Origin of the sequence: Pseudomonas phenolilytica (genome assembly GCF_021432765.1) — a bacterium.
Lineage (GTDB): Bacteria > Pseudomonadota > Gammaproteobacteria > Pseudomonadales > Pseudomonadaceae > Stutzerimonas > Stutzerimonas phenolilytica.
In genome coordinates, this window is sequence record NZ_CP058908.1 from 1,828,138 (window position 1) to 1,840,272 (window position 12,135).

The following is a 12,135-nucleotide window of genomic DNA, read 5'->3' on the forward strand; positions in this document are numbered from 1 at the left end:
TTCGAGGCTGCATCCTAGAAGGTGGCTGCCCGGATTTTCCTTGACCGCGGACAAGTTGGGGCGCCGTCGCACCTCGCTGAACGCCTCCGGTCGATGTTTTGCCCGACTTGATGATGGTCAATTCGCTGCAGCCCTTTAGCCCGTAGATTCCCACCATATTGTGTGTATGTGTGAATTGAGTATCTACATATAGTATTCGGAGGCGGGATGGACGAGCGGGTTGAGGGCGCGGTGTCACGGATGCTGCGCAAGCGCGATGGACGGCGGGTCGCGTTCGAGTTGGACAAGATCAGCCGCGCCATCGCCGCGGCGGGTGAGGCCACTGGCGAATTCGGTGGTGCGGCAGCGCTGACGCTGGCCGACACCGTGCAGCGGCAGCTTGGCGCGCTGGACGAGGTCGATGTCGAACAGGTGCAGGATCGCGTCGAACATGCGCTGATGCGCGCGGGTTACTTCGACACCGCGCGCGCCTACATCGTCTACCGCGAGCGCCACGGGCGCCTGCGCCGCGACCGCAAGGCCATCGTCGATGTCGCCTCCTCGATGAACGAATACCTCTCGCGCGAGGACTGGCGCGTGCGCGCCAATGCCAACCAGGGCTATTCGCTGGGCGGGCTGATTCTCAACGTGTCCGGCAAGGTCACCGCCAACTACTGGCTGGACGAGGTCTATAGCCCGGAGATCGGCCGTGCCCACCGCGACGGCGATCTGCACATCCATGATCTGGATATGCTCGCCGGCTACTGCGCCGGCTGGTCGCTGCGCACGCTGCTCAACGAGGGCTTCAACGGCATTCCCGGGCGTGTCGAGGCGGGGCCGCCGAAGCACCTGTCCAGTGCGCTGGGACAGATGGTCAACTTCCTCGGCACGCTGCAGAACGAGTGGGCCGGTGCCCAGGCGTTCAGCAGCTTCGATACCTACCTCGCGCCCTTCGTGCGCAAGGACAATCTCGGTTATGACGAGGTGCGCCAGGCGATTCAGGAGTTCATCTACAACCTCAACGTGCCGTCGCGCTGGGGCACGCAGACGCCGTTCACCAACCTGACCTTCGACTGGGTCTGCCCCGAGGACCTGCGTGAGCAGATTCCCTATATCGGCGGCGAGGAAATGCCTTTCGCCTACGGCGAGCTGCAGGCCGAGATGGAGCTGATCAATCGGGCCTATATCGAGGTGATGCAGGCCGGTGATGGCCTCGGCCGGGTGTTCACCTTCCCGATCCCGACCTACAACATCACCCACGATTTCCCGTGGGACAGCGAGAACGCCGAGCGCCTGTTCGAGATGACCGCACGCTACGGCCTGCCGTACTTCCAGAACTTCCTCAATTCCGATATGCAGCCCAACCAGGTGCGCTCGATGTGCTGCCGCCTGCAGCTGGACGTGCGTGAGCTGCTCAAGCGCGGCGGCGGTCTGTTCGGTTCGGCCGAGCAGACCGGCTCGCTCGGCGTGGTGACCATCAACTGCGCGCGCCTGGGCTATCTGCATGCCGGTGACAAGGCGGCGTTGCTCGAGCATCTGGATGCCCTGCTGGAAATGGCGCGGCAGAGCCTGGAGGTCAAGCGCAAGGTGATCCAGCACCACATGGATGCCGGGCTCTACCCGTACACCAAGCGCTACCTCGGCACGTTGCGCAATCACTTCTCCACCATCGGCGTGAACGGCCTGCACGAGATGGTGCGCAACTTCACCGATGACAGCGAGGGCATGCACACGCCGGCCGGCCGCGCGCTGGCGGTGGAGCTGCTCGACCATGTCCGCGCGCGGCTGGTGCAGTTCCAGGAAGACACCGGCCACCTCTACAACCTCGAAGCGACACCTGCCGAGGGCACCACCTACCGCTTCGCCAAGGAAGACCGCAAGCGTTTTCCGGACATCCTCCAGGCCGGCTCGGCCGAGGCGCCGTACTACACCAACTCCTCGCAGCTGCCGGTGGGCTTCACCGACGATCCCTTCGAGGCGCTGGCGCTGCAGGACGAGCTGCAGACCAAGTACACCGGCGGCACCGTGCTGCACCTGTACATGGCCGAGCAGATTTCCTCCACCGAGGCCTGCAAGAAGCTGGTGCGCAACGCGCTGTCGCGTTTCCGCTTGCCATACCTGACGGTGACGCCGACGTTCTCGATCTGCCCGGTGCACGGCTACCTGGCCGGCGAACACGAGTTCTGCCCCAAGTGCGACGAGGCCCTGCTGCACAAGCAGCGCGCCGAAGCGGCGTTGCCCGCCTGAGCTGCGACCCCATGCCCCGCAGCTCCGCGCGGTGCGGCGCTGCATACTCACACCCCAGCAAGTAAGGAGAAGCACCATGAGCCAAGCCAGCCAACTGCCCCAGGAACAGCGCCAGCGTTGTGAAGTCTGGACCCGCGTGATGGGCTACCACCGCCCGGTTGCGGCGTTCAACCCGGGCAAGCAGTCCGAACACCGCGAGCGCCTGCATTTCACCGAAGCGGCGGCGCGGTGACCGCAGCGCTGCGGGTCGGGGGCCTCGTGCCCCTGACCACTCTGGATTTCCCCGATCACCTGGCCTGCGTGCTGTTCTGCCAGGGTTGCGGCTGGCGCTGCCGTTACTGCCACAACCCGCAGCTGATCCCCGCCTGCGGCAGCGAGGAAAAGTCCTGGGCGGAGATTCTCGATTTCCTCGAGCAGCGCATCGGCCTGCTCGAGGCGGTGGTGTTCAGCGGTGGCGAACCGACGCTGCAGACCGCGCTGCCGGACGCAATCGCCCAGGTGCGGGCGCTGGGTTACAAGGTCGGCCTGCACAGTGCCGGGATCAAGCCGAAGCTGTTCCGTCAGGTGCTGCCGCTGGTGGACTGGGTCGGCTTCGACATCAAGGCGCTGCCCGAGCAGAGCACGCTGATCACCGGCGTCGAGGGCAGCGGCAAGGCCAACTGGAAGAGCCTCGACCATCTGCTGGAAAGTGGCGTCGAGCACGAGTGCCGGACCACCGTGCACTGGAACCTATTCGATGCCGGGCTGCTCTGGGACATGGCCCAGCGCCTGCGCGCCCGCGGTGTCGAGCGCTTCGTGGTGCAGTGCGTGCGCACCGCGCGCATGCTCGACGCCAGCCTGGCCGACAGCACGGCGCCGTATGACCTGCAGCGTCTCTGGGAGCGCCTGGACCGGCTGTTCCCCTCGTTCGTGGTGCGCGGCTGAGCGCACCGACTCAATCCAGCGGCAGCTCCGTGGTGCGCTTCACCTCGCTCATGGCGATGTGCGAGTGCGCCTCCTGCACATGCGGGCGCTGCAGCAGCTGGTCGCGCAGGAAGCGCTCGTAGCTGTCGATGTCCCGGGCCACCACCTTGAGCAGGTAGTCCGATTCGCCGGCCATGGTGTAGCACTCCAGCACCTCGGGATAACCGACCACCGCCTGCTCGAACTCGTCCAGGTTGCTGCGCCCGTGCGCCGAGAGCTTGATGTTGACGAACACCGTCATGTTCAGCCCGAGCTTCTTCGGGTTGAGCAGGGCGACCTTGCGCTCGATCAGTCCTTCCTCCTGCATGCGGTTGATCCGGCGCCAGCAGGGCGATTGTGACAGCTCGACCCTCTCGGCGATCTCCGCGGCGGAAAGATCGGCGTTGTGCTGCAGCAGCAGGAGAATCTTGCGGTCGATGGGGCTGAGTGGAGAGGGCTGCATGGTTGTTCCTGTTTTATTGTTGTTCGCGAAATGATCATGCACGGCACGGCCGTTCCAACGCAAAAGTAGAAAGAAAATCTCTGTTCGTCGCGGCCAGACTGTACGCACGAGCAGGCAGGGCGATCCCCTGTCCGAGCAAAAGGCGGGTGGCAACATCGTGACCACCCTGACTCCGATAACAACAAACAGGAGCGCCCCATGTCACTGGCCGAGATCCGTCTGGATGACAAGTACCGGCTCGCAACCGGTCATCTGTACCTCACCGGCACCCAGGCGCTGACCCGCCTGCCGATGTTGCAGCATCAGCGCGACCAGGCCCGTGGCCTGAACACCGGCGGCTTCATCTCCGGCTACCGCGGCTCGCCACTCGGCGGGCTGGACAAGAGCCTGTGGGACGCCCGCGACTATCTCAAGCAACACGCCATCCACTTCCAGCCGGGCGTCAACGAAGAGTTGGCCGCCACCGCCGTATGGGGCAGCCAGCAAACCAACCTGTTCCCCGGCGCCAAGTACGACGGCGTGTTCGCCATGTGGTACGGCAAAGGCCCGGGTGTCGACCGCGCTGGCGATGTGTTCAAGCACGCCAACGCGGCCGGTGTTTCGCCGCATGGCGGCGTGCTGCTGCTCGCCGGTGACGACCACGGTTGCAAATCCTCGACGCTGCCGCACCAGAGCGAGCACGCCTTCATCGCCGCCTCGATCCCGGTGCTCAACCCGGCGAACGTCCAGGAAATCCTCGACTACGGCATCATCGGCTGGGAGCTGTCGCGCTACTCCGGCTGCTGGGTGGCCCTGAAGACCATCGCCGAGAACGTCGACTCCTCCGCCGTGGTGGAAGTCGACCCGCTGCGCGTGCAGACGCGTATCCCGGAAGATTTCCAGCTGCCCGAAGACGGCGTGCACATCCGCTGGCCGGACCCGCCGCTGGCTCAGGAAAAGCGCCTCAACCTGTACAAGATCTACGCCGCCCGCGCCTTCGCCCGGGCCAACAACCTGAACCAGGTGATGCTCGATTCGCCGAACCCGCGCCTGGGCATCATCACCACCGGCAAGTCCTATCTCGACGTGCGTCAGGCACTGGATGACCTGGGCCTCGACGAAGCGCTGTGCGCGCAGGTCGGCCTGCGGGTGCTCAAGGTCGGCATGAGCTGGCCGCTGGAACCGGTCTCGGTGCACGAGTTCGCCCAGGGGCTGGACGAGATCCTGGTGGTCGAGGAGAAGCGCAGCATCATCGAGGACCAGCTCACCGGACAGCTCTACAACTGGCCGGTGGACAAGCGCCCGCGGGTGGTCGGCGAATTCGACGAACAGGGCAACTCGCTGCTGCCGAACCTCTCCGAGCTGACCCCGGCGATGATCGCCCGGGTCATCGCCAAGCGCCTCGCGCCGATCTACACCAGCGACAGCATCCAGACGCGCCTGGCCTTCCTCGATGCCAAGGAAAAGGCCCTGGCCGCGCGCAGCTACACCACCGTGCGCACCCCGCACTACTGCTCCGGCTGCCCGCACAACACCTCCACCAAGGTGCCCGAGGGCAGTCGCGCCTCGGCCGGTATCGGCTGTCACTACATGGTGCAGTGGATGGACCGGCGTACCGAGACCTTCACCCAGATGGGCGGCGAGGGCGTCAACTGGATCGGCCAGGCGCCGTTCACCGACACCCCGCACATGTTCCAGAACCTCGGCGACGGCACCTACTTCCACTCCGGCAGCCTGGCGATCCGTGCGGCCGTGGCGGCGGGCGTCAACGTCACCTACAAGGTGCTCTACAACGACGCCGTGGCGATGACCGGCGGCCAGCCGATCGACGGCGAACTGCGCGTCGACCAGCTCAGCCGGCAGATCGCCGACGAGGGCGTCCGGCGCATCGCCCTGGTCAGCGACGAGCCGGACAAGTACCCGAGCCGCGACGGCTTCGCGCCGATCACCAGCTTCCACCATCGCCGCGAACTGGACGCCGTGCAGCGCGAGCTGCGCGAGTTCAAGGGTGTCTCGGTGATCATCTACGACCAGACCTGCGCCACCGAGAAGCGCCGTCGGCGCAAGCGCGGCAAGCTGGAAGACCCGGCTAAGCGCGTTTTCATCAACCCCGCCGTGTGCGAGGGCTGCGGTGACTGCGGCGAGAAATCCAACTGCCTGTCGGTGCTGCCGCTGGAGACCGAGCTGGGGCGCAAGCGCGAGATCGACCAGAACGCCTGCAACAAGGATTACTCCTGCGTCGAAGGCTTCTGCCCGAGCTTCGTCACCGTGCACGGCGGCGGGCTGCGCAAGCCCGAGGCGGTCGCTCATGGCCTCGAAGCGGCCGAGCTGCCCGAGCCGCAGCATCCCTCGCTGCAGCGGCCGTGGAATGTGCTGATTCCCGGCGTCGGCGGCAGCGGCGTGACCACCCTCGGCGCGCTGCTGGGCATGGCCGCGCATCTGGAAGGCAAGGGCTGCACGGTGCTCGACCAGGCCGGTCTGGCGCAGAAGTTCGGCCCGGTGACCACCCACGTGCGCATCGCCGCCAAACAGAGCGACATCTACGCCGTGCGCATCGCCGCCGGCGAGGCCGACCTGCTGCTCGGCTGCGACCTTGTGGTGGCCGCCGGCGACGAGTCGCTGACCCGCCTCAACGAGCTGAACAGCAACGCCGTGGTGAACAGCCACGAAGCGGCCACCGCCGAGTTCACCCGCAACCCGGACGCCCAGGTGCCCGGCGCGGCCATGCGCCAGGCGATCAGCGATGCGGTCGGTGCCGACAAGACCCACTTCATCGACGCCACCCGCCTGGCCACGCGGCTGCTCGGCGACAGCATCGCCACCAACCTGTTCCTGCTCGGCTTTGCCTATCAGCAGGGGCTGCTGCCGATCAGCGCCGAGGCCATCGAGAAGGCCATCGAACTCAACGGCGTGTCCGCCCGGCTGAACCTGCAGGCGTTCCGCTGGGGCCGTCGCGCGGTGCTGGAGCGTGAGGCGGTGGAGCAACTGGCGCGCCCGGCGGAGGCGGTCGAGCCAGTCTGCAAGACCCTGGAAGAAATCGTCGACTGGCGCGTGGACTTCCTCACCCAGTACCAGAGCGCCGCCCTGGCGCGGCGTTATCGCCAGCTGGTGGAGCGCGTGCGCGACGCCGACACGGCGGACGACCTGGCGCTGTCCAAGGCGGTCGCGCGTTACTACTTCAAGTTGCTGGCCTACAAGGACGAGTACGAGGTGGCGCGGCTGTACAGCGAGCCGGAATTCCGCCAGCAGCTCGAGGCGCAGTTCGAGGGCGACTACAAGCTGCAGTTCCATCTGGCGCCGGCCTGGCTGGCCAAGCGTGACCCCGTGACCGGCGAGCCGCGCAAGCGCCAGTTCGGTCCGTGGATGCTCGATGTGTTCGGCGTGCTGGCCAAGCTGCGCTTCCTGCGCGGCACGCCGCTCGATCCGTTCGGCTATGGCCATGACCGCCGCGTCGAGCGCCAGCTGATCGTCGACTACGAAAAGACCGTCGCCGACCTGCTGGCTCAGCTCAAGCCGACCAACTACCGCACCGCCGTGGCCATCGCCGCGCTGCCGGAACAGATCCGCGGCTACGGCCCGGTGAAGGAGCGCGCCCTGGCCAAGGTCCGCCAGCAGGAAAAACTGCTGCGCGAGCAGCTGGCCAAAGGCGACGAAGTGCAGAGCGTGCGGCTGTTCCAGCCGGCGGCGTGAGCGGCGCAGCATCCGCCCGGAATGTTTTGCCCAGAGCCCCGCGCCTGCGGGGCCACAACCTGACAACAACCACGAGGTAACACCATGTCCGTCTTCGCTCACCCCGACTTCGACCGCCATGAACAGGTGGTCTTCTGCCATGACCAGGCATCGGGTCTGAAAGCCATCATCGCCATTCACAACACCCGCCTGGGCCCGGCGCTGGGCGGTTGCCGGATGTTCCCCTACGCCAATGACGACGACGCGCTGCGCGACGTGCTGCGCCTGTCGCGCGGCATGACGCTGAAGTCCTCGCTGGCCGGGCTCAAGCTCGGCGGCGGCAAGGCGGTGATCGTCGGCGATCCGCACACCGGCAAGAGCCAGGCGCTGCTGCACGCGATGGGCGATTTCATCGAGAGCCTCGGCGGCCGCTACATCACCGCCGCCGACTCCGGCACCGGCGACGCCGAGATGCAGGCCTTCGCCCAGCGCACCCGCCATGTGATGGGCGCGACGCCGCGCACGCTGCTCGATGGCAGCATCGCCAGCGGTGACCCGTCGCCGTCCACCGCGCTCGGCGTGTTCGTCGGCCTTAAGGCCGCGGTGCGTCATCGCCTCGGTCGTGACGACCTGACCGGGCTGAAGGTGGCGATCCAGGGCGTCGGTCATGTCGGCCTGGGCCTCGGCCGACACCTCAAGGCGGCCGGCGCCGAGCTGTGGGTGGCGGACATCTTCGACGCCAACGTGCAGCAGGCAATGAACGAGCTGGGCGCCAACGTGGTGCGGCCGCAGGACATCTATGGTCTGGACGTCGACGTGTTCGCCCCCTGCGCCTTGGGCGGCATTCTCAACGAGCAGACGCTGGAAGTGCTGCGTGCCCCGGTGATAGCCGGCGCCGCCAACAACCAGCTGGCCACGCCGGAGATCGGCGCCGAACTGCAGCGCCGCGAGCAGCTGTATGCGCCGGACTACGCGATCAACGCCGGAGGCATCATCGACGTCTACTACCAGCGCATCGGCGGCAGCGCCGCGCAGAGCGATGCCCACGTGCGCGCCATTGGCGACACCCTGGGTGAAATCTTCACCCGCGCCGCCGCCAGCGGCGAGCCGACCTCGGTGATCGCCGACCGGCTGGCGTTGGAGCGCTTGCATGCCGGTGGCGACGCTCAGCCCGAGGCGCTCCAGCGCCAGGCGTCGTGACCCGCGCCGGCCGTTCGGCCGGCATCTCTTGAGCCGCGCCAGCACGCACCGGCCGCGCGCTCCGTTCGTTTCGACCTGACAAAAACAACAAGCAGGAATCCGCAATGACCGATAAAAGCAGCCTCGCCGCCGGCAGTCTCGCCGGCGCGCTCGCTCGTCCGCAACCCAGCGCCGCCCGCGGCCTCTGGTCGTCCCGCTGGGTGTTCTTCCTCGCCGCCACCGGCTCGGCGGTGGGCCTGGGCAATATCTGGAAATTCCCCTACATCACCGGCGAGAACGGCGGCGGCGCCTTCGTGCTGGTGTACCTGGCCTGCATCCTCACCATCGGCATCCCGCTGTTGATGGCCGAGGTGATGATCGGCCGCGCCGGCCGGCAGAACCCGGCGGGCTCGGTGGCGCGGCTGGCCGCCCTGGCCGGCGCCAGCGCGCACTGGCGCAAGGTGGGCTGGCTCGGCGCGTTCACCGGTTTTCTGATCCTGAGTTTCTATGTGGTGATCGCCGGCTGGGCACTGGCCTATGTGCCGGCAACGCTGGGCGGCGCGTTCAGCGGCGCCGATGCCGCGGCCAGCACGGCGCAGTTCGACGCGCTGCTGGCCGATCCGCTGCGGCTGGTGCTGTACGGCTCGGCGGTGCTGGCGGTGACCATGCTGATCGTCGGGCTGGGCGTGCGCGACGGCCTGGAGCGCGCATTGCGTTTCATGATGCCGGGCCTGTTCCTGCTGCTGCTGGGCATGGTCGGCTACGCGGCAATCGCCGGCGACTTCGCCCGCGGCGCCGCATTTCTGTTCGTGCCGGACTTCTCCAAGCTGAGTGCCGAAGGTTTCCTGCTCGCCCTCGGCCACGCGTTCTTCACCCTCAGCCTCGGGTGCGGCGCGATGATGGCCTACGGTTCGTACCTGCCCAAGGGCGTGTCGATCGCCAAGACCTCGTTGCTGGTCGCGCTGGCCGACACCACGGTGGCGCTGCTCGCCGGATTGGCGATCTTCCCGCTGGTGTTCGCCAACGGCCTGGAACCGGGTGCGGGGCCGGGACTGATCTTCGTCACGCTGCCGATCGCCTTCGGCCAGATGCCGCTGGGCCAGCTGTTCGGCGGGCTGTTCTTCGTGATGCTGGTGCTCGCGGCCGTGACCTCGACGATTTCCCTCAGCGAGCCGGGCATCGCCTGGCTCAACGAGCGTTTCGGCGTCAGCCGGACCCGCGCGGTCCTGCTGACCGGCGCGGTGCTCTGGCTGATGAGCCTGGCCAGCGTGCTTTCGTTCAACCACTGGGCCGAGTATCAGCTGTTCGGGCATACCTTCTTCGACAGCATGGACTACCTCACCGCCAACTGGCTGATGCCGCTGGGTGGCTTGGGCACGGTGCTGTTCACCGGCTGGGTGCTGCAGAAGGAAGCGGTGCGCGAGGCCATCGGCATCGCTCAGCCGGGCTGGTTCAGCGCCTGGTGGAACCTCTTGCGCTACGGCACGCCGGTGGCGATCACGCTGGTGTTCCTCAACCTGATCGGGGTGATCTAGCGGGAGCTGCGGGGCGGCGGGCTTCGGCGCGCCGTCGTTCAGGGGCCACGTGGTGCCCCAGAGGAGCTGTGCGACAGCCTGTCGCAGCCGGTTGTCAGCTTTTCGTTACGCCTGGCAAGGCGGATGGCCGCGCCAGCGCGCGGTTGGCGCGGTGTAAGGAAAAGCTGACGCGGCCACCGGCATGCGGCTCGCCCAGGCGGCCGCCGCCCGCTTGTTTCGCCGCCTGCGCTGGTTTGTCATGGCCTCAGTCATGCGTGCAGGAGTCTTCGGACTTCATCGAATCGATAACAAGAAACAGGAGGCGCAATGAACGCCGTTAACAAGATCGAGCAACACAATCCCATCGGTACCGACGGCTTCGAGTTCGTCGAATTCACCGCGCCGAATGCCGAGGGCATCGAGCAGCTGCGCACGCTGTTCACCCAGATGGGCTTTACCGAAACCGCCAAGCACCGCTCCAAGGAGGTCTGGCTGTTCCAGCAGCACGACATCAATATCGTGCTCAACGGCAGTCCGACCGGGCATGTGCGTGAGTTCGGCGAAAAGCACGGGCCGAGCGCCTGCGCCATGGCGTTCCGGGTGAAGAACGCCGCGCAGGCCGCCGCCTACGTCGAATCCCAGGGCGCCAAGCTGGTGGGCAGCCACGCCAACTTTGGCGAGCTGAACATCCCCTGCGTCGAAGGCATCGGCGGCTCGCTGCTGTATCTGGTCGACCGCTACGGCGACAAGAGCATCTACGACGTCGATTTCGAGTACATCGAAGGGCGCACGCCGAACGACAACGCCGTCGGCCTGATGTGCATCGACCACCTGACCCACAACGTCAAACGCGGGCAGATGGACGTCTGGTCCGGTTTCTACGAGCGCATCGCCAACTTCCGCGAGATTCGCTACTTCGACATTGAGGGCAAGCTCACCGGGCTGTTCTCCCGCGCCATGACCGCGCCGTGCGGCAAGATCCGCATCCCGATCAACGAGTCGGCCGACGACAAATCGCAGATCGAGGAATTCATCCGCGAATACCATGGCGAGGGCATCCAGCACATCGCGCTGTCCACCGACGACATCTACGAGACGGTCCGCAAGTTGCGCGCCAACGGCGTGGATTTCATGACCACGCCGGACACCTACTACGAGAAGGTCGATACTCGCGTGCCGGGCCATGGCGAGCCGCTGGACCAGTTGCGCGAGCTGAACCTGCTGATCGACGGCGCGCCGGGGGATGACGGCATCCTCCTGCAGATCTTCACCAACACGGTGATCGGCCCGATCTTCTTCGAGATCATCCAGCGCAAGGGCAACCAGGGCTTCGGCGAAGGCAACTTCAAGGCGCTGTTCGAATCCATCGAGGAAGACCAGCTGCGCCGGGGCGTGATCGGCGGCGAGTAAGCCGTAGGGTGGGCTTCAGCCCACCAGCGCCGAAACTGATCGGTGGGCAGAAGCCCACCCTACGGGCCGGAGACCTTTTCGTGCTGACCCTCTATTCCTACTGGCGCTCCAGCGCCGCCTATCGTGTGCGCATCGCGCTCAACCTCAAGGGCCTGGCGTATCGCCAGGTGCCGGTGCATCTGGTGCAGGGCGGCGGACAGCAGCGCGCCGCCGCCTATCGGGCGCTCAATCCGCAGCAGCTGGTGCCGTTGCTGGTGGACGAGATCAACGGCGGGGCGCGTATCGCGCAGTCGCTGGCGATTCTGGAATACCTCGAGGAGGTGTTTCCGGTGCCGGCGATCCTGCCCGGCGATCCGCTGGAGCGGGCGCAGGTGCGCGCTCTGGCGCTGCATATTGCCTGCGAGATCCATCCGCTGAACAACCTGCGCGTGCTGCAATACCTCAGCGGCGAACTCGGGGTAGACGATGCGGCGAAGGACGCCTGGTATCGCCATTGGGTCGCTACCGGCCTGGCGGCGGTGGAGCAGGGGCTGGAGGCGTTCGGCGAGCGCTTCTCACTCGGCGACCGCCCCGGTTACCTGGAGGCGTGCCTGGTGCCGCAGGTGTACAACGCGCGCCGTTTTGCCTGCGATCTCGCGCCGTTCCCGCGCATCCGCCAGCTGGCCGAGCGGTGCGAGGCGCTGGACGCCTTCCGCAACGCCGCCCCGGAGGTGCAACCCGACGCTCAATGACCCGTGGTGCCTTGCATGCCGT

General features: G+C 66.6%; 9 protein-coding genes. 8 read left to right on the forward strand and 1 reads right to left on the reverse strand.

From position 1 onward, the window contains the following. Positions 1–207: 207 nt before the first annotated feature. The 3 genes from HU825_RS08770 to HU825_RS08780 all read left to right on the forward strand — a co-directional run bounded on the left by HU825_RS08770 (position 208) and on the right by HU825_RS08780 (position 3,150). Positions 208–2,226, forward strand: coding sequence for a ribonucleoside triphosphate reductase (locus HU825_RS08770; protein ID WP_193749378.1), 2,019 nt, complete (start codon positions 208–210; stop codon positions 2,224–2,226). 76 nt (positions 2,227–2,302) lie between these two features. Next, complete coding sequence (gene nrdD / locus HU825_RS08775) at positions 2,303–2,458, forward strand: anaerobic ribonucleoside-triphosphate reductase (RefSeq protein WP_043297960.1); 156 nt, start codon at positions 2,303–2,305, stop codon at positions 2,456–2,458. Next, positions 2,455–3,150: an anaerobic ribonucleoside-triphosphate reductase activating protein gene (locus HU825_RS08780; RefSeq protein WP_043297959.1), complete on the forward strand. Its 696-nt coding sequence runs from the start codon at positions 2,455–2,457 to the stop codon at positions 3,148–3,150. Before nrdD ends, HU825_RS08780 begins: the two co-directional genes overlap by 4 nt. Before the next feature lie 10 nt (positions 3,151–3,160). On the opposite strand, the gene HU825_RS08785 is transcribed toward HU825_RS08780, so the two are convergent. Continuing rightward, the gene (locus tag HU825_RS08785) at positions 3,161–3,631 is read right to left on the reverse strand and encodes an Lrp/AsnC family transcriptional regulator (RefSeq protein WP_138301062.1); all 471 of its coding nucleotides are present in this window, start codon (positions 3,629–3,631) and stop codon (positions 3,161–3,163) included. Between the two features lie 198 nt (positions 3,632–3,829). Between HU825_RS08785 and HU825_RS08790 the strand changes: the two genes are divergently transcribed. The 5 genes from HU825_RS08790 to maiA all read left to right on the forward strand — a co-directional run bounded on the left by HU825_RS08790 (position 3,830) and on the right by maiA (position 12,113). After that, entirely contained in the window at positions 3,830–7,300 is a 3,471-nt protein-coding gene (locus HU825_RS08790) for an indolepyruvate ferredoxin oxidoreductase family protein (RefSeq protein ID WP_156716265.1), read from the forward strand. Positions 7,301–7,384: 84 nt separating this feature from the next. After that, positions 7,385–8,479: a Glu/Leu/Phe/Val dehydrogenase dimerization domain-containing protein gene (locus tag HU825_RS08795; protein ID WP_234303319.1), complete on the forward strand. Its 1,095-nt coding sequence runs from the start codon at positions 7,385–7,387 to the stop codon at positions 8,477–8,479. Positions 8,480–8,583: 104 nt separating this feature from the next. Further along, entirely contained in the window at positions 8,584–9,993 is a 1,410-nt protein-coding gene (locus HU825_RS08800) for a sodium-dependent transporter (protein ID WP_043297956.1), read from the forward strand. A gap of 306 nt (positions 9,994–10,299) precedes the next feature. Next, positions 10,300–11,382 carry a 4-hydroxyphenylpyruvate dioxygenase gene (hppD, locus tag HU825_RS08805; RefSeq protein WP_077682627.1) on the forward strand — a complete coding sequence of 361 codons (1,083 nt, stop codon included), beginning with the start codon at positions 10,300–10,302 and terminating at the stop codon, positions 11,380–11,382. Positions 11,383–11,462: 80 nt separating this feature from the next. Next, positions 11,463–12,113 (forward strand): maleylacetoacetate isomerase, encoded by a 651-nt coding sequence (gene maiA, locus HU825_RS08810; protein ID WP_234303320.1) that lies wholly within the window; start codon positions 11,463–11,465, stop codon positions 12,111–12,113. Positions 12,114–12,135: the final 22 nt, after the last annotated feature.

Bases quoted from the DNA above. Each gene is read 5' to 3' on its own strand.
- HU825_RS08770 (WP_193749378.1), top strand. From the start codon at position 208: ATGGACGAGCGGGTTGAGGGCGCGGTGTCACGGATGCTGCGCAAGCGC.
- hppD (WP_077682627.1), top strand. From the start codon at position 10,300: ATGAACGCCGTTAACAAGATCGAGCAACACAATCCCATCGGTACCGAC.
- HU825_RS08800 (WP_043297956.1), top strand. From the start codon at position 8,584: ATGACCGATAAAAGCAGCCTCGCCGCCGGCAGTCTCGCCGGCGCGCTC.
- HU825_RS08785 (WP_138301062.1), bottom strand. From the start codon at position 3,631: ATGCAGCCCTCTCCACTCAGCCCCATCGACCGCAAGATTCTCCTGCTG.
- HU825_RS08795 (WP_234303319.1), top strand. From the start codon at position 7,385: ATGTCCGTCTTCGCTCACCCCGACTTCGACCGCCATGAACAGGTGGTC.
- nrdD (WP_043297960.1), top strand. From the start codon at position 2,303: ATGAGCCAAGCCAGCCAACTGCCCCAGGAACAGCGCCAGCGTTGTGAA.
- HU825_RS08790 (WP_156716265.1), top strand. From the start codon at position 3,830: ATGTCACTGGCCGAGATCCGTCTGGATGACAAGTACCGGCTCGCAACC.